A 16,373-nucleotide genomic window follows, 5' to 3' on the forward strand; every position below is an offset into this window, starting at 1 on the left:
ACCTCCGGGTTCTGAAAATGCTGCAGCGCATTAGCGGCGGCCGCATTGCAGGGATGCTTTGACCCGCGCTTGCGGCGCTGCCCTCCAAGCAAGTAACCTCCAAGCGAGACGCACCCCAAGATTCTCGCAATCAAAAGAGACCGTTCCAGCGGAGAGGCTCCATGAACCGCCCACTGAATTCCCCTGCCATCAAAGTCGTCAAATCGGTTCGCGAGCAGGTCAGCCCCGAAGAATGGCAAACCCGCGTCGATCTCGCCGCCTGCTACCGCCTCACCGCGATGTACGGCATGACGGAGATGATCGCCAACCACATCTCCTGCCGCGTGCCGGGATCGCACGACCAGTTCCTGATCAATCCGTACGGGATGCTCTACGAGGAAATCGATGCCTCGTGCCTGATCAAGGTCGATCTCGAAGGCAATACCCTGTTCAACGCGTCGGACTACGGCGTCAACGCCGCCGGCTTCGTGATTCACAGCGCGATTCACATGGCGAAGCCCGAAATGGAATGCGTGGCGCATACCCACACGCCGGCCGGCATGGCGGTCTCGGCGATGGAATGCGGGCTGCTGCCGCTGGCGCAAACTTCGATGCGGTTTCTCCACGTCGCCTATCACGACTTCGAAGGCATTGCCGACGATGTCGGGGAGCGCGAGCGGCTGGTGGCCGACCTCGGCGATCACGAAGCCATGGTGCTGCGCAATCACGGGCTGCTCGTGGTCGGCCGGACCGTCCCTTCGACGTTCAACCTTCTGTATCGCATGGAGCGCGCCTGCGAGGTGCAGGTCATGGCGCTGTCCTGCAATACCAAGCTGATCCGCCCGCCGCAGGATGTCCTGGAGGCAACCTTCGACCGGATGAAGCCTCGCGTCGATATGCCAAACCGGAACGGCGAACTGGCGTGGCCCGCGCTGTTGCGAAAGCTCGATCGGGTCGATCCCTCATACCGGAACTGATCGGACCGGTTGTTGACCGATCCTCGCGGCGCGTCACCCGGCATTCTCCATTCCAAAGCCTGGCAGATCGCGATGATCGGGCTGGGCACGGCCACGACGCAACTCGACACCGCCGTCAACATCGCCTTCCCCGCCATCACGAGGGGATTTGATCTAGGGATCAGCGACATCCAGTGGGTGGTGATCTGCTACGTGCTGGCCTATGCCAGCCTGTTGCTGGCGCTGGGGCGGATCGGCGACACCATCGGCCACGCCGTCGTCTACCGGACCGGCCTGGTCTGCAGCGCGGTGGCGTTCCTTCTCGTCGGCTATGCGCCGAGCTACGGCGCAATGCTGGCCTTTCGCTGCATGCAGGGCATCGGCGCAGCCCTGGTGCTGAGCTGCGGCGCGGCACTGGTCACAAGCCTCTACGGCGAGGAACGGCGCAGCCGGGCGCTCGGCATCTACACCATGATGATGGCGCTCGGCCTGATGCTCGGTCCGCTGCTCGGCGGGGTGCTCGTTGCGACCTGGGACTGGCCGGCAGTGTTCTGGTTCCGCATTCCGATCGCGATCGCTGCGCTGCTGCTGTTGCGCGGCCTGCCGGCGTCGCAGCCGCACGCGGCACGCGATCCCCTCGATATTCCGGGCGGCATCGCGCTGGCGCTCGGCCTGGTGACGATGCTGATGGCGTTCAATCGCATTCGCGAGGTCTCCGCCATCTGGCTCGGATTGCTGTCCGCCCTGGCTTTTGCGGGCTTCATTGTCCGGCAGTCCCGTGCGGCGCGGCCGATCATCGATTTCGCGGTCTTTCGCCTACCCGGATTTGCGGTCCTGAACCTCGTCAGCGTGCTCGCCAATCTCGCGGCCTTTTCGGTCTGGCTGCTGGTGCCCTATTTTCTGACCCGCGTGACCGGCTATTCGCTGGGCGAGAGCGGCGCCATTCTGGCTTCGGGCGCCGCCGGTGCGGCTCTGGCCGCGCCGATCGGCGGCCGCCTGATCGGGCAGCATATGTCCGCCGAACGGCTGGCGCTTGCAGGCGCGGCGGGAATTGGCGCCGGCCTCATCCTGCTGAGCGCATGGACCGAACAGACCTCAACCGCCTGGCGTGTCGCGGGGCTGATCGTGCAGGGCGTCGGCCTCGGCCTGTTCCAGCTCGCTTACACCGATATCGTGACGGCAGCACTTCCACTGCGGGATCGCGGGGTGGCGGGCAGCCTAGCGCTGCTGACACGGACGCTGGGCACCGTAGCCGCAGCGTCGATCGTCCTGATGGCGTTCGAAATCCTGCAGGCACAGCATGATTTCTTCGATGCCTTCCAGCGGACCTTTCAGCTGGCGGCCGTGCTGGCGTTTGCCAGTGCGGGACTATTGGCACTTTCATCCCGCAAGACCGGCCAACCCTAGCCGCGGCAAGGCAGTACCTCACCAGGCAAACGGGCCAACTTGATCTATCGCAACGCCGATCAGGCGCCCCCGGCGAATATGAGTCTTCGATCAGAGGAAAACGGCATGATCGTCGGCATCTCGACTCATCTCACAAAGTGCGCGAGATGAATTCGCGCGCTATCAAGCTGGGCGTGGGGCTGCTGGCCGCGCTTGTCGTGGCTGGCGGCGGCTATTACTGGCGCTTCATGCGCGAAATTCCGGTGCGGACGGCTGCGCCCCAACAAAATGTCGAAGTGCGCGTCTTCGGAATCGGGACGATCGAGGCGCAGCTCGTCTCAAAAGTGGGCTTTCAGATCGCCGGAAAGCTGATCGCCGTTGAAGCGGATCAGGGGGACGTCGTGAAAGCCGGCGCCCTGCTGGCAAAGCTCGATGATGCCGCGCAGCGCGCCAAGCTCAGGAAGAGCGAGGCCGCGCAGCAACAGGCGGCAGCGAACCTCGCCAAGACCGAGGCCCAGCGCGCCCGCGCCGAAGTCACCTACCAACAGAAGAAGAACGTCAATCTGCGGCGGCAGACACTCGTTGGCCGCGGAAGCGTGTCGCAGGAGGCCGCCGAAGACGCGCAGGCCGCCGAGGAAATCGCCCTCGGCGATGCCAGGATCATCGAAGCGGACACCAGGGTCGCCGCGGTGCTGCAGGACGATGCCGCGTCCCAGCGTCAGATCGATGCGGTCGTGCTGGCCCAGCATGAGCTGCGGGCGCCTTTCGACGCGAGAGTAATCGCGCGCAGCAAGGAGCTCGGCGGGATCGCGAATGCGGGCGAATCCGTATTCACGCTGATCGCGCCCGACTCGATCTGGGTCAGAGCCTATGTCGACGAAGCGCTGGCCGGGGGACTGAGTATCGGACAGCGCGCCTTCGTGCGCCTGCGCTCCGAGCCGAATCGCACCTTCGAGACGGAAGTCGTCCGTATCGATCAGGAGAACGACCGTCTCACCGAAGAGCGCCGCGTCTATGTGCGGTGCCGGGTCTGCATTTCGGAACACCAGCTCCGATACCTCGGCGAGCAGGCGGAAGTGGAGATCGTCAAGAAGACGATTCCGAGCGGTGTTTTCGTTCCGCTCAAATTCGTGGAAGGCTATGACGGCCGGTCGGGCACGATCTGGACCCTGCAGAACGGCCGGCTCGCGAGGCAACGGGCGCAGTTCGGCGAACGTCTGCTCGACGGACGCATCCAGATTGTATCCGACATCCAGGGTCAGGTCGTGGCCGACGACCGGACCGATCTGCGCGACGGCCGCGCCGCGCGCCCGATCGACGGATCGTGACGTGAACCTCGCTCTCAAGGACATCAGCCACAACCTCGGCCGTTTTCTGCTGACGTGCCTCGGGCTCAGCCTGCTGCTCGGCATCGTCCTCGCCATGGTCGGCATCTATCGCGGCCTGGTCGTGGAATCGCTCGGCCTCGTCCGCGCCGCGGGTGCGCAGGTCTGGGTCGTGGAAGGGGGGACGCGCGGTCCCTTCGCGGAGGCTTCACGGCTGCCGGGCGACACGCGGGAGGCGATAGCGGCGCAATGGGGTGTCGCCGCGGCGGGTGGCGTCTCCTATCAGAATATCGACGCGCAGCACCGCGGCCAGACCAAGCGCCTGATGGTCGTTGGCGCGCAGATCGCGCGACCGGGCGAGGCGCCATTGGTGGTCGAAGGACGGCCGATCCTGCGCAGCCGCTACGAGGCGGTCGCGGACCGCGGCGCGGGGCTCGCAGTCGGAGAGCAGATCAGACTTGGGCGCGATATGTTCACGGTGGTCGGCTTGACCAGCGGCCTCGTGGCCTCGGGCGGCGATCCCGTCATCTTCATCACCCTGAGAGACGCCCAGAAGCTGCAATTCGACCTGGCGCCGGCGGCCGCGCGACGAGAATCCGCACGCTCCGCCGGCGCGACCGGCACCACCAACACGGTGAACGCCATTCTGGTCAGGCTGCTGCCGGGCGTGGACGCAAACCGCTTCGCGCAGGACATCGTGCGATGGAAGCACCTTGCGGCACTCACCCAGGAGGACCAGGAAGCCGTTCTTGCGCGTTCCGTCATCGATCGCGCGCGCCGCCAGATCGGTTTGTTCACGACCCTGCTGCTCACCGTGTCTACGGTGATCGTCGGCCTCATCATTTACACCATGACGATCGACAAGAAGAAGGCGATTGCGACCCTCAAGCTGATCGGGGCACCCGATCGCCGCATCGTCGGGCTGATCGTCCAGCAGGCCATTGCCATGGGAGTCATCAGCTTCGTTACCGGCGCCGCCCTGATCAGCGCGGGTCACGGCTATTTTCCGCGCCGGGTGGTTCTCGAGCCGGCGGACTCCGCGGCTCTGTTCGGGGTGGTGATTATCGCGTGCCTGCTTGCGAGCGCGCTCGGCGTTCGCACCGCGCTCAAGATCGATCCTGCTTCGGCACTCGCGGGGTAGCCATGGCCGAGCAGCCCGTCGTCGAAGTCAGGGGGATCAGCAAGCATTTTGGCGAGGGGCCGACCCGCGTCGACGCGCTTCGCGGAGTTTCGCTCGATGTCTATCCGGGAACCGTGATTGGCCTGAAAGGTCCCAGCGGATCGGGCAAGAGCACGCTGCTCAACGTGATCGGCTGCATTCTCGAGCCGACGTCCGGGAGCATGCGGCTGAACGGCGAATTGGTCTATGACGGCAAATGGCTGCGCGCCGATCTGCGCGGATTGCGGCTCGAGAAAATCGGATTCATCTTCCAGTCGCATAATCTGCTGCCGTTCCTCAATGCCTGGGAGAATATCGCGGTCACCCGCATTCTGGCCGGGGCGAGTCCGGCGCAGGCCAAAATCCGTGCGATCGAGCTTCTGACATATCTCGGTATCGAGCGCCGCAAGGACGCCATGCCTGGGGAGCTTTCAGGTGGAGAGGCGCAGCGGGTGGCGATTGCCCGCGCGCTCGCCAACGATCCGCGCATCATCCTGGCCGATGAGCCGACTGCAGCGCTCGATTCGCAGCGCGCCGGCACCGTGATGGACATGCTGCGGAAAGTTGCCGAGGAACACCGAAGCGCCGTCATCGTCGTCACCCATGACGAGAAGATCTTCGATCGCTTCGATCACATCTATTCGTTGCGGGATGGCGCGCTCGAACCGCCGGGGGGAGCGGCAGCTGACACTTTGGTTCCGCAATAGCCAAGTCCGCTCACGCCCAGACAGCAGCGGGTTTTCGGCAGGGGACCAACTGGCCACGGCAAATAAGGGCCAACGTCATTTTCCGAACCACATGCGCCGCAGCAGCCCGTCGCGGCGACCAAATTGGTGATAGAGAGCTGCTCCGGCGTGAAGAACGACCAGAGCGATAAGGAGCCTCGCCCCGATACCGTGCGGTGCGCGCGGCAGATACTTCGAGAAGTCGGGCAGCGCAGCGCCTTGTCCACCGAAGATGATGGGACTTGCGCCACTCAGCACCATCATGCCGATGCCGCTCGCGATCATGCCAAGCAGGACGACATAGAACAATATATGCACCGCTTGAGCGGCACGCTCTTGCCAGGGCGGGGAACCAGCGATCGGATCGGGCTTGCGATCGAAGCGCCACCACCAGACGATCCGGAGTGCCGTCAGCACCAGCACCGCAATGCCGATGGGCAGATGAAGCCGGAGAAGCGCCGCCTTGGCCACAGGATCGGCCGTGCCCGCCGCGCGAAACCCCAAGACAATCAGCACGAGAACCAGGATGGCGCTCAGCCAGTGGATCGAAACCGCCATCGAGCCGTAACGATCAATCGTGCTCTTCAGTCCCATGACCGATCTCTTTCCTGAAAATCCGGGGTGACGCTGTAGTACCGCGCTCGTCCGCAAAAGATGCTATCGTTGATTTTCCTGCGAATTGATTTGTATCAATCGACGGTCGCAGTCTGCCTGGAAGTGTCAATCATCCGGGACCATGACGGCGGCAGCGAACGTGGCGGGCGAAAAGTCTGACTTGACGCGGCCACACAACAGCCTGATCGGTCGTCCGCGAAGAGGCAAAACGCTAAAAGCGTTCCGGCTTTCGCCATCGCGATCGGGCATGTCGAGAAATGGAATCTCCATAACAATTGCATGTGATATTCTGACGCCTTGCTGGCGCCGTCTGCCGTAACTGGACTGGCTTGGTCTGGTGATTACCTGAAGGAAGAGTACTCTGTGGACAGCCGTCAAGGCCGAACAGGATCCGAAAGCCGGCTTTCACGGGTGGGCTGGGCTGCTGCGGCCATCGTCATCGTTTCCCTGATCGCCGCGACCTTCTTTGGCTTTCGCACTTACGGTACCTACCGGCTGCTCCAATCCGCCACCCAGAGCGGAGTTCCCAGCACCAGCGGAATCCGTCCCTGGATGACAATTGGCTACGTGGCCGAGACCTATGGCGTAGCCGTCATCACCCTCGCCGGTCGTCTGCAACTTTCTCCGGACACGGATCCGAAGAACACGCTCAAGGAGCTCGCCGACCGCGCATCGCTTCCCCGCATCGACTATGTTCAGCGTGTTCAGCGTGCCGTGGCCGACACTGCGCCGATTCAGAAATCGTCGGCCTCTGCGGGCTGGCTGGCCACGCTCAACGACGGCATCCTGTCGCTGATCTTGACATATGGATACGTAGCCTTCGGTGTGACCCTGTTGCTCGCCGCGTTGGGGCTTCCATTGCCAAGTGGGGTCGCCGTCACGATTGCAGGATCGCTCCTGGCGCAGGGAAAGCTTGATTGGGGGCTGACATTCACCCTTGGAATCTTCGCATCGATACTTGGCGACATCGGAGGCTACTTTGTCGGGCGAAAGTTTGGACCTTCGCTGCTGGCTAACTGGGGACCGATTCTCGGCCTCTCCCTCGCGCGACAGACGTTCCTCGCCGGCATGCTTTCCAGGTGGGGGGCGCTGACCGTCTTCCTGAGCCGGACCCTGATCTCGACGTTGAGCACCTTCGTGAGCCTGCTTGCCGGCGCCAGCCGCTATTCTGCGGCCAGGTTTGCCGTGCTTAGCCTTGTGGGACGCAGCTTCTGGATGTTCGCCTATCTCTGGCTTGGATACACGATTGGCACCGAGGTAGAGGCGGCAGCCAGCTTCCTGAGAAATCTCAGCGGCCTGCTCTTCTCGTTACTGATGCTCTCGGCGGCGATCGCAATATTGATCAAGGGCAACGCGAACCGGCTGGCTTCTCAATAGGTTCAGGGTCACGTCGCGGGTTCACTGCCGACGTTTGGCGACTTCCCGATAAAGCGCCTCGGGACTCACCCCGATTTCGTTGGCGACAAGCTTCCATTCGCCCCTCGCCGGAGAACCGCCGCTGTTCCAGGCGATCCATGCATCGAGTCTCCCCGCGACCGTCTTCAACGAGAGAATCTCGGAGCGCAGTCTCGCGCTTTGTAGCTCCTGCGCGAGATAACCAGCCCAAACGTCGCTGAACTCTGCGTTCTTCGCGAGCAGCTTCTTGAAGCCTGCTTTCGCGTATGCCCGGGTCTCGGCCGCGCCGAATGCAACGGCGTCGCAATGATAAATGCCGGAGTAGAGGGAGGCCTCGGCCAAAATCGATCCGGGACCCGCCCTCTGCAGGATCAAAATGGATCCATCGCTCTGATGCCGGACCAAATGGACCGAGCCAGTCAGCACGAAATACATTTCCTTCACGGTATCCCCGCGATGGAACAGAGACCGGCCACCGTCGAAGTGCCGCTGCCGGGCACGCAAACCCTCAAAAAATGGCTCAATGGATCGCAACATGATAACTATCATGTCTCCAAAGCCTGTTATGTGGCAAGAGATACTTGTCGGCTTGCACTTTTGCCCACTCTAACCCTCGCCGCCATGCCGGTCCGAAGGTTGGCCAAAGCACCGCAGCCACTACGTTGCCGGACTTCCAGGAGGATATATGCGCGTTTTGGTGGCCATAATTGTTACCGCTTTGGCTGGCGGCAGCGCAACGTTCGCTGTCGCTCAGCATCAGCACAACCATGATGCGTCTGCCCCTATCGCTCCAGACTCCCGGCAATTTGTAAAATTTCCTGCGACGTTGGTCGAGCACACCCTGGCTAACATGCGTGATCATCTTCAGGCCCTGCAGGAGATTCAATTACATCTCGGCATGGGTCATACAGACGTTGCCGCCAAGATCGCGGAAACCCGACTTGGAATGTCGTCGCTGGGGCTGCACGGCGCTGCGGATGTTTCCAAATATATGCCGCAGGGGATGCAGGACGCCGGGACGGCGATGCACCGCGCTGCAAGCCGGTTTGCAACCACCGCTCAGGACGCTGGTGTTACCGGCGATCTAAAGCCGGTGTTTGCGGGGCTTGCGGAAATAACGGCTCAATGCGTGGGTTGTCACGCGGGCTATCGGCTGAAATAGCGACGAAAATGCTGCAATAAATCGGGTAGGAGTGGTGTGACGCCCGTTGCAGCAAGCAGGGCCAGCTTGGAAGCCGGCGTCCGGCTGCCGTGCGTGCATTGATCCAGATCAATGAAAGAACCGGACCCGTTCGGGAAAAATTGCGCCTTCTCTTGCCGAAGGATGCTGCAATGCCTCTCGATTCGATTCTGGTTTCTGTCGCTGTGGTTGCCATGTTTGTGCTCTTCGCCGGCGCCTTGTGGTACGGCGACACCCAGGCGTAACCGCGCCTCTCATTATCCCGAAAGGTCGGGCAAGCTGGTTCGGCGCAGTCTGGCACGGCGGCGCCAGCGGGAGGCCGCAACTGCCAGAAGCCCAATCGTGAGCGCGAACAGGATCGCCTTGGCCCAAAAACGTCCGCCGGGCCGGTCGATGGTGCGTGACCACAGCGAAGGCGCCTCGCCCGGCCGCGCCAGCCGGAACGCCACCAGGCTATCGCCGATGGTGGTGCCGGATTCGGAATGGCCGCCGGCGCCGATCGCGACATATTGCTCGCCCTTCCAGAGATAGGTCATGGGATTGGCGACGCCGGGGACCGGCAGCCTGCCCTGCCAGAGTTCTGCGCCGGACTTGGCATCGAAGGCGCGCAGATAGGCGTCCATCGCCCCGGTGAAGACCAGGCTGCCCGCGGTAACCGCGACGCCGTTGACCAGCGGCGTGCCGAAGTTGAAAGCCATCCCGAGCGGCGCGCGGTCTTCCGCCGTGCCGACCGACGACTGCCAGAGAATCTTCCCCGCCTTCAGATCGACCGCCATCGTGACGCCCCAGGGCGGCTTGTTGCACGGCAGGCCCAATGGCGACGCCGCCAGCGCGCGCGTCATCGCAAACGGCGTGCCGCGCTGCGGTCCGAAATCATGGCCCGGCGGCGCCTTGAAGCCTTCGGCATCGCTACGCGCCATCAGCTTGATGATGTGCACGGCACGGCTGGTGTTGACGTGGAGGATCTGGTTGACGGGATCGAATGCCACACCGCCCCAGTTCACGCCGCCGCCGGTCATCGGAAAAACCACCGTCCCCTGAGTCGAGGGCGGCGTGTAAAGACCCTCGTTGCGCGCGGCCGCGAGCTGCTCGCGGCACAACGCGCGATCCCTGAACGGAATGAGGCCGAACATATCGTCCGCTGCAATCCGATGCGGCACCAGCGCCGGCACGTGGGTGGGAAACGGCTGCGTCGGCGACAACTGCTCGCCCTCGGCGCCGCCTTGCGGCACGGCGCGCTCCTCCACCGGCCAGACCGGCTTGCCGGTGTCGCGGTCCAGCACGAAGACAAGACCCTGCTTGGTCGCCTGGATCACGACGTCGCGCATGCCCTGCCCGGTGTCGATCCGCGCCAGCGTCGGCTGCGCCGGCAGGTCGTAATCCCAGACGTCGTGATGCACGGTTTGAAACGACCACACCAGTTCGCCGGTCTCGGCGCGCAGCGCGACCACCGAATTGGCGTGCTCGTTGTTGCCGGGCCGCTTGCCGCCCCAGAAATCCGGGCTCGGCGACGACGTCGGCAGGAACACCAGCCCGCGATCCTCGTCCGCCGACATCGGCGCCCAGACATTGGCGTGGCCAGCGATGATGCCGCTATGGACCAGCGGATCGAAACCCCAGCGCGGCCGCCCGGTCCTGGCGTCGAAGGCGCGCACGGTGCCGGGTGGCGCCTCGGCGCGGCGATTGTCTGATATCGCGGAGCCGACGATGACGACACCGCGGCTCACCACCGGCGCGGACGTGATCTGGAATTCGCCCGGCCAGTCCAACTGGCCGGTCTCGAGCTTGATGGCCCCGCCGGCGCCGAAATCGGTGCAGGGAATGCCGGTGCGGGCATCGAGCGCAATGACGCGGGCATCGTTGGCGCCCATGAATATCCGCGCGCGGCAGGCCGCATTCGCCTCAACGTGGTCGTCGACCCACCAGGCAACGCCGCGGCAATTGTAGCGGTTGGCCGGCCGTTGCTCGGTGCTGATCCCGGGGTCATAGCGCCATTTTGGCGCGCCGCTGCCGGGGTCGAGCGCGATCACCTCGTTGAATGGCGAACAGAAGATCAGGCTGTCCTCGACCAACAGTGGCGTCGACTGAAATTTCGTCCGCGCCATCACCGCCGGCGCGCGGCGCTCGAGATCCCCGGTGCGAAATTCCCACGCCCGCACCAGATTGCCGACATTGGCCGGCGTGATCTGGGCGAGTGGCGAGAACCGCATGCCGCCGCGATCGCCGCCCCAATGCTCCCAGGCCAGCGCCGGCGCAGCGGCTAGCACGAGGAAGACAATCAGCATCGGAAATCGTCGCATGGCCCCTGCTGCACCGCGATCATCGCTCAGGGATCAATGGCGCCAGCGAAAATCCGTTGCAAGGGCCAGCCCCCTCAGTATCCGCCTCTCGACCTGCCCTGGTGGCCGCCCCTGTCGCCATAACCACCGCCGTAACCGCCGCCGACCCCGATGCCAATGCCGATGCCGACCCGGGGTCCGGGCACCGGTTCGTAATAGCGCGGCGGCGGGCGGCGGACGACCACGACGTCATCGTCGACATAACGGCGCGGCGGCGTACGGTCGACGCGCTTCGGCGGATCGGGCTCGACGCGCTTCTTCGGCGTATCGACCTTCTTCAGCGGCACGATCGGCGTGGTGCAGGGACAGGTCGGGCCGAGCGAGGCGTTGGTCGGCTGGGGCGAACCGCCGGCCGGGCCTGACACGGCCGCGTTGGCTGCGCCGACACCTGTCGCAACAGTGGCGACGAAGTTCGGACGATTGCGCAGCCGCTCTTCCAGCTTGCGCGCGGTCGGGGTGAGATCGCTGTCCGGGAACTGCACGCTGAAGGCGCGATAGCCCGCCGCGGTGTTCAGGATCACGGCATCGTTCCATGCCTTCATGCGGCGGTGACGAACCAGCCAGTCGCGCGCCTGCAAGCCCAGCGGCGTCTGGGCGTAGAGGGTCGCGAAGGCGTCATAGGCCTCGTCGGTGCCGTCGGCGACAATCAATTCATTGGCGGCCTCGACCGGCTTGCCTTTCAGGTCGCGCTTCCACTCGTCGACCGTCTTCTTGGCGGAAGCGGGTTTTGGACCGGCAACGGCCGGACCGACGAACCGGAAGTCGTCAGTCAGCGAGGAACTGTCCCAGGGCGTCTGCCGTCCCTCGGTCGCCTTGTTGACCGCAACGCGGACGCGCTTGAAGGTATCCTCGATCGAAAGTCCGGGCTCCTTGGCCACGGCGAGCAACGCCGTGGTGTAGGGGCTGTTGGCACCGCTGCCGTCCTCGGCTTCGGCGCCTGGCGATGTCGAGAACGACATGAAGGTGCCGGGAGCGCCGGTCTTGGCATCGACGATGGCGAGCCCGCGCGCGGCGGTCTTGCTGATGTCCGGGAACGGATTGTTGCGGCAGGAATCCAGCAGCAGGATGCGGGTCTTGCTCGGCACCGAGGCCAGCGTGTTCAGGATGTCGTTAAGGCGCACCGCCTGCAGCGGAATGTCGGTTTCGCGCTTCGGATCGACATCGACCGGCACCAGAAAATTCTCGCCATCGATCTGCAGGCCGTGGCCCGCATAGAACACCAGCGCGACGGTATCGGGGCCTTTCTCGGCCACCCTGGCCGCGAAGTCGCCGACCTTGGCGCGCAGTTCGTTCTGCGACAGATCGGCGGCCGTCAACACCTCGAAGCCGGACTCGGTCAGCATCTGGGACACCGCCTTGGCGTCGTTGGCCGGGTTGGGCAGCGGAACCACGGCGCGGTAGTTCGACTGGCCGATCACGAGCGCGACACGGTTTTCAGCAAGGGCTGCGTGCGAGCCCAGCAGGATTCCCGCGGCGAGAACGATATGGCGAATGACGGGACTGATCATGGCTAACCTCCAGGCTGTCAAATTGGTCAGTCGTATCAGCGCCGAGGTTCAAGCCCGGATCGCGAATACCGCTGCTGGTCTGCTTATTTTGTCTTTTTGACGGGTTCCGCCGGCCGCGCGCCGCCCCAGGGGTCGTATTTTTCCCTGGATTCGGGAATCCGCTCGAGTGCGGCCTTGTAGGCCTTCTCGTCGACGACCGGCTTCTTCTCCTCGACCTTCCTGGTCTCCTCCTTGGGCCGGTTGGCCTGGGCGTGTGCGGGCATGGCCAGCAAGGCCATCATCGCCACCGCCATCGCAACCGTGAAGATCTTCATCGCCTGGTCTCCCTGTCATCCTGGCTGCCAACCTAGCCTGCGGGGCGATCATGGCAAAGCCCCGGGGGGGTGGTGTGCCCCAAGGGACCCGGTTCCGGCAATTTGATGATGCAGCAGCGCGAATTGCTCCCCAATTGCGGGCAATTTTAACGGGCGTAGGATAAAAACGGCGGATGCGGCGGGTCGTTGTTCACTGGGCGTTGATGGTCGGCGTGGCGTTGGCACTGGCAGGCTGCGGCCTTGCCGACAGCCGCTCGCCGGTGCCGGAGTTCATGCGGAACAAGGCCCCCGATCCGCCCCCGCCGGAAACGCCGCCCGACGTCAAACGGCTGGTGCGGGAGAAACTGGATTCGCTGTTCACGGCGGCCTCGAACCCGCGCGGTGTGCGGGTTTCGCCGCCGCTCCGCGAGGAGAAGGGCGCGGGCTGGACCGCCTGCGTCAGGGCCGAACTGACCTCGGTGATGGGCAAACCGCTCGGCGCCGAGACCTATCGCCTCATCATCAGCGGCGGCGTCATCACCGACCGGCGGCGTGACGACGACTGCGCATCGGAGACGTACGAGCCGATCTAGCGGCGCTCCCCGATTGGCGGGCGTCGTCAACGATCCGCCCTGCGGTACGGAGCACGTGTAGAACTGCCCGAGATCGTATCAGACCGATCCGCCGGGATCAGTGTCCCCGAATGGCTGGGTCGCTTCGGGGCGCCGTGATCGAGACGAACGCAGCCAGCCACTGGGCCTTGGCGCGGCGCAGCAACAGCTTCACGATCTCGGTTCGAATCTCCGGGATCGGCGCCAGCCCGATCACATCGTCGGCCTGGCGCATGATCTGGTCTCTTGCCCCAGGTGGCAGTTGCGCCCAGCACAGCACGACGGCTGCGCCTAGGTGCTGGAAGATCAATTCATCGGACGGGCGCTCTGATGAGGTCGGCATGCAGGTCTCCTTGAAGTTCGCACCGGGACGCTGTCGAAACAAATCATGACAACTCCGAACCCAACCTGAACCGCGATTTCATGTCGGCACGGCATCCGCGTCAGGCGGCCCGTATAGCCGAGAAGAAACCTTCGACACTCGTGCGCAGCATCTCCGATTGCTGCGAGAGCTTGTTGGCGGAAGACAGCAATTGCGCGGCGGTTTGGCCGGTTTCGCTCGCGGCCTGACTGACACCGCCGATGTTGCTCGAAACATCCTGGGTGCCCCGGGCGGCCTCCTGAATATTGCGCGCGATCTCGGCAGTCGCCATTCCCTGTTGCTCGACGGCCGCCGCGATCGCCGTTGCGATCTCGTTGACCGACGCGATCGTCGTTCCGATTTCCTCGATCGAACCTACCGATTGCTTTGTTGCGGTCTGGATCGCGAGAATGTGCTGGCTGATTTCGTCGGTCGCCTTCGCCGTCTGCTCGGCCAGTGCCTTGACCTCGGAGGCTACGACCGCGAAGCCCCTGCCCGCATCGCCGGCGCGCGCGGCTTCGATGGTGGCATTCAACGCCAGCAGGTTGGTCTGCCCCGCGATGGTGTTGATGAGTTCGACGACCGCGCCGATCCGCTGCGCAGCTTCCGCGAGGCCTTGCATGCCGGCGCTGGACTGGCTGGCCTGCTCCACCGCCTTGCCCGTCATCCTGGCGGACTCCGTAACCTGACGACCGATCTCCTTGACCGACGACGTCAGTTGCTCGGTAGCCGACGCCACCGCCTGCACGTTGGCGGAGGCCTCCTCCGAGGCAGCGGCCACGGTGGTGGTTTGCTGGGTCGACTGTTCGGCATTGGCGGCGAGCGCATTGGCGGCGTTCTGCAGATTTTCTGCCGAGCCCCCGACCGTCTTCAGCACGATCTTCATCTGACCGTCGAAATCCCGGATCGCGGTCGTGATTTTGTCCTGCTGGTTCTGACGCTCCGCCAGCATCGCTTCCTGATACACCGAAATCGCGATGTCCATGTCCAGCAGCACCGCACAGTTCAAGGCCGTCAGCACCCCCGAGAGACGAGCGGGCTTCCAGCGATACTGACCAACAGCGAGGGCAGCGAGCTGGCTCAGCACGAAATTGTATCCGCCAATGTACCAGCGCGGCTCCAGCCCGATCTTGTTGTGGATCAGGCCGATCGTGCGCACGCCCTGCATGTACTCTTGATCGAAGCGGCCGTTGAACAGGCGCGCCCAGTGCGCCCCCTGAGCTGCCTTGAGACGCGGAATATCGCTTCCAATCAGGCGCGCCAGCTGAGGCTCCTTGGCGATATGCCGGTAAAAGCCTTCGAGGACCTCCGGCAGTGCCGGCTCGACAACCTTCCAGAATTCACGCAGCAGTTCGCCGGTCGCGTCGTCGATGCGCATGAAGCGCATCCGGGATTCACGATCCTGACTGCGGATTGCCACGATTGCTTCGGTCATTGATTGCTCTCCCTGAAATCAAAACCAGAATAGAATTCTTGCGGAAGACTCTTGCGAATAAATGCGACGCTACTGGTGCGTACAAGCGATCACTTCAACGCAAAAATGCTAGATCGATTCTCAGAAAAACTCCGAGCGCCATAACTTGATCCAGGTTGTTGATCTACGTTAAGGCGACAGGCGCGGTGCCGCTGCGTTCAGGTTGCAATCGGATTGCCGGCAAACGTCTGATAGGTCGCGCGCGGCCAAAGTCCGAAAGACGCTTGCATTTCAATTTGCTCTATTAGCAAATTCTGATAGATGCATTTGCAACAATTCTCCAGCGTCGGAGAATTTTCACTTCGCGTGGTTGCGAGCCATGAGGCAAAACACTCCGAATGACTCTTGTGTCACTTTGCGTAACCTGCCCTAACCGCGAAGCTGGTCTTTGCGGAGCCCTGCTCGGAGCTGTTTCGGAAGCCTCGAAATCAGATCAGAATTCCGGCTGGCAGCATTTCACCGCTGCCCGAGCGGGTGAGCAAATCGCCGTCCGAAATCAGGTCTCCAGCGACGTATTCGTTCTGTGTGCTGGCTGGGCTTTCCGCTACTATCAGCTTTCCGACGGCCGCAGGCAAATCCTGCAATTCCTGCTGCCTGGCGATATTTTTTCTCCCACGACCATCTTCGAGAAAGCATTCTATTTCTCGGTCAAGGCGTTGACCCAGGTTCGGCTAAGCGCATTTGCACGTTCCGAAATCCGCGTAAGGTGCGCCGCCGATTCCAGCGTTCAACGGGCGATCGCGAAGGCCTGCGTAGCCGAAACCCTTGACGCCGCCGAACTTTCTACCGCACTCGGCCAGTTCTCGGCCGAAGAACGCATCGCCTATCTGCTGTTGCACCTGATACCGCGGATAGCAGCGCGGAACGTAATCCGCGAACAGCGCTACCCGTTTCCGTTGCGCCAGCAGCACATCGCCGACGCGGTCGGACTGACTCCAGTCCATGTCAGCCGGGTGTTCGGCCAATTTCGCGAACGCCGCATTCTCGCACTGTCCGAGGGCGTGCTGACGGTTTCCAACCTTGCGGAACTGGAAAAGATCGGTTCGCTGCGATAGCGCTCCGTCACG

General features: G+C 63.4%; 16 protein-coding genes. 9 read left to right on the forward strand and 7 right to left on the reverse strand.

All coding sequences use genetic code 11. The features are described 5' to 3' along the window. Positions 1-161: 161 nt before the first annotated feature. From Q7T45_RS20155 to Q7T45_RS20175, 5 genes are all read left to right on the forward strand, one after another. Positions 162-956: a class II aldolase/adducin family protein gene (locus Q7T45_RS20155; RefSeq protein ID WP_304872980.1), complete on the forward strand. Its 795-nt coding sequence runs from the start codon at positions 162-164 to the stop codon at positions 954-956. Between the two features lie 12 nt (positions 957-968). Next, on the forward strand, positions 969-2,342 hold the full coding sequence (locus Q7T45_RS20160) for an MFS transporter (protein ID WP_304872981.1): 1,374 nt from the start codon (positions 969-971) through the stop codon (positions 2,340-2,342). 146 nt (positions 2,343-2,488) lie between these two features. Continuing rightward, entirely contained in the window at positions 2,489-3,649 is a 1,161-nt protein-coding gene (locus Q7T45_RS20165) for an efflux RND transporter periplasmic adaptor subunit (protein ID WP_304872983.1), read from the forward strand. Between the two features lies 1 nt (position 3,650). After that, entirely contained in the window at positions 3,651-4,787 is a 1,137-nt protein-coding gene (locus tag Q7T45_RS20170) for an ABC transporter permease (protein WP_304872984.1), read from the forward strand. Positions 4,788-4,789: 2 nt separating this feature from the next. Continuing rightward, complete coding sequence (locus Q7T45_RS20175; protein WP_304872985.1) at positions 4,790-5,512, forward strand: ABC transporter ATP-binding protein; 723 nt, start codon at positions 4,790-4,792, stop codon at positions 5,510-5,512. Between the two features lie 75 nt (positions 5,513-5,587). Here Q7T45_RS20175 and Q7T45_RS20180 read toward each other — a convergent pair whose 3' ends face one another. Further along, complete coding sequence (locus Q7T45_RS20180; RefSeq protein ID WP_304872987.1) at positions 5,588-6,124, reverse strand: cytochrome b; 537 nt, start codon at positions 6,122-6,124, stop codon at positions 5,588-5,590. A 318-nt stretch (positions 6,125-6,442) separates the two neighbouring features. On the opposite strand from Q7T45_RS20180, the gene Q7T45_RS20185 reads away from it, so the two are divergent. Continuing rightward, positions 6,443-7,522, forward strand: a complete 1,080-nt coding sequence (locus Q7T45_RS20185; RefSeq protein WP_304872989.1) for a DedA family protein — start codon at positions 6,443-6,445, stop codon at positions 7,520-7,522. 21 nt (positions 7,523-7,543) lie between these two features. Here the strand turns inward: Q7T45_RS20185 and Q7T45_RS20190 are convergent, their stop codons facing one another. After that, a complete protein-coding gene (locus tag Q7T45_RS20190; RefSeq protein WP_304872991.1) occupies positions 7,544-8,077 on the reverse strand; it encodes a Crp/Fnr family transcriptional regulator in 534 nt (177 codons plus the stop codon). 148 nt (positions 8,078-8,225) lie between these two features. Here Q7T45_RS20190 and Q7T45_RS20195 point away from each other — a divergent pair, with 148 nt between their 5' ends. Beyond that, a complete protein-coding gene (locus tag Q7T45_RS20195) occupies positions 8,226-8,702 on the forward strand; it encodes a hypothetical protein (RefSeq protein ID WP_304872993.1) in 477 nt (158 codons plus the stop codon). 275 nt (positions 8,703-8,977) lie between these two features. Here the strand turns inward: Q7T45_RS20195 and Q7T45_RS20200 are convergent, their stop codons facing one another. The 3 genes from Q7T45_RS20200 to Q7T45_RS20210 all read right to left on the reverse strand — a co-directional run bounded on the left by Q7T45_RS20200 (position 8,978) and on the right by Q7T45_RS20210 (position 12,830). Next, positions 8,978-11,020, reverse strand: coding sequence for a pyrroloquinoline quinone-dependent dehydrogenase (locus Q7T45_RS20200; protein WP_304872995.1), 2,043 nt, complete (start codon positions 11,018-11,020; stop codon positions 8,978-8,980). Positions 11,021-11,094: 74 nt separating this feature from the next. Continuing rightward, the gene (locus Q7T45_RS20205) at positions 11,095-12,567 is read right to left on the reverse strand and encodes a caspase family protein (RefSeq protein WP_304872997.1); all 1,473 of its coding nucleotides are present in this window, start codon (positions 12,565-12,567) and stop codon (positions 11,095-11,097) included. An 83-nt stretch (positions 12,568-12,650) separates the two neighbouring features. After that, the gene (locus Q7T45_RS20210; RefSeq protein WP_370691324.1) at positions 12,651-12,830 is read right to left on the reverse strand and encodes a hypothetical protein; all 180 of its coding nucleotides are present in this window, start codon (positions 12,828-12,830) and stop codon (positions 12,651-12,653) included. Between the two features lie 224 nt (positions 12,831-13,054). On the opposite strand from Q7T45_RS20210, the gene Q7T45_RS20215 reads away from it, so the two are divergent. Next, a complete protein-coding gene (locus Q7T45_RS20215; RefSeq protein ID WP_304873000.1) occupies positions 13,055-13,453 on the forward strand; it encodes a hypothetical protein in 399 nt (132 codons plus the stop codon). A 97-nt stretch (positions 13,454-13,550) separates the two neighbouring features. Here Q7T45_RS20215 and Q7T45_RS20220 read toward each other — a convergent pair whose 3' ends face one another. Together Q7T45_RS20220 and Q7T45_RS20225 are read right to left on the reverse strand one after the other, a co-directional pair. Further along, a complete protein-coding gene (locus Q7T45_RS20220) occupies positions 13,551-13,814 on the reverse strand; it encodes a hypothetical protein (protein ID WP_304873002.1) in 264 nt (87 codons plus the stop codon). Positions 13,815-13,914: 100 nt separating this feature from the next. Beyond that, positions 13,915-15,267 (reverse strand): globin-coupled sensor protein, encoded by a 1,353-nt coding sequence (locus Q7T45_RS20225; protein WP_304873004.1) that lies wholly within the window; start codon positions 15,265-15,267, stop codon positions 13,915-13,917. A 377-nt stretch (positions 15,268-15,644) separates the two neighbouring features. Here Q7T45_RS20225 and Q7T45_RS20230 point away from each other — a divergent pair, with 377 nt between their 5' ends. Further along, positions 15,645-16,361 (forward strand): Crp/Fnr family transcriptional regulator, encoded by a 717-nt coding sequence (locus Q7T45_RS20230; RefSeq protein ID WP_304873006.1) that lies wholly within the window; start codon positions 15,645-15,647, stop codon positions 16,359-16,361. Positions 16,362-16,373 lie beyond the last annotated feature (12 nt).

Origin of the sequence: Bradyrhizobium sp., assembly GCF_030646015.1 — a bacterium.
Lineage (GTDB): Bacteria > Pseudomonadota > Alphaproteobacteria > Rhizobiales > Xanthobacteraceae > Bradyrhizobium.

Bases quoted from the DNA above. Each gene is read 5' to 3' on its own strand.
- Q7T45_RS20155 (WP_304872980.1), top strand. From the start codon at position 162: ATGAACCGCCCACTGAATTCCCCTGCCATCAAAGTCGTCAAATCGGTT.
- Q7T45_RS20165 (WP_304872983.1), top strand. From the start codon at position 2,489: ATGAATTCGCGCGCTATCAAGCTGGGCGTGGGGCTGCTGGCCGCGCTT.
- Q7T45_RS20175 (WP_304872985.1), top strand. From the start codon at position 4,790: ATGGCCGAGCAGCCCGTCGTCGAAGTCAGGGGGATCAGCAAGCATTTT.
- Q7T45_RS20180 (WP_304872987.1), bottom strand. From the start codon at position 6,124: ATGGGACTGAAGAGCACGATTGATCGTTACGGCTCGATGGCGGTTTCG.
- Q7T45_RS20190 (WP_304872991.1), bottom strand. From the start codon at position 8,077: ATGTTGCGATCCATTGAGCCATTTTTTGAGGGTTTGCGTGCCCGGCAG.
- Q7T45_RS20195 (WP_304872993.1), top strand. From the start codon at position 8,226: ATGCGCGTTTTGGTGGCCATAATTGTTACCGCTTTGGCTGGCGGCAGC.
- Q7T45_RS20200 (WP_304872995.1), bottom strand. From the start codon at position 11,020: ATGCGACGATTTCCGATGCTGATTGTCTTCCTCGTGCTAGCCGCTGCG.
- Q7T45_RS20205 (WP_304872997.1), bottom strand. From the start codon at position 12,567: ATGATCAGTCCCGTCATTCGCCATATCGTTCTCGCCGCGGGAATCCTG.
- Q7T45_RS20210 (WP_370691324.1), bottom strand. From the start codon at position 12,830: ATGCCCGCACACGCCCAGGCCAACCGGCCCAAGGAGGAGACCAGGAAG.
- Q7T45_RS20215 (WP_304873000.1), top strand. From the start codon at position 13,055: ATGCGGCGGGTCGTTGTTCACTGGGCGTTGATGGTCGGCGTGGCGTTG.
- Q7T45_RS20220 (WP_304873002.1), bottom strand. From the start codon at position 13,814: ATGCCGACCTCATCAGAGCGCCCGTCCGATGAATTGATCTTCCAGCAC.
- Q7T45_RS20225 (WP_304873004.1), bottom strand. From the start codon at position 15,267: ATGACCGAAGCAATCGTGGCAATCCGCAGTCAGGATCGTGAATCCCGG.
- Q7T45_RS20230 (WP_304873006.1), top strand. From the start codon at position 15,645: ATGACTCTTGTGTCACTTTGCGTAACCTGCCCTAACCGCGAAGCTGGT.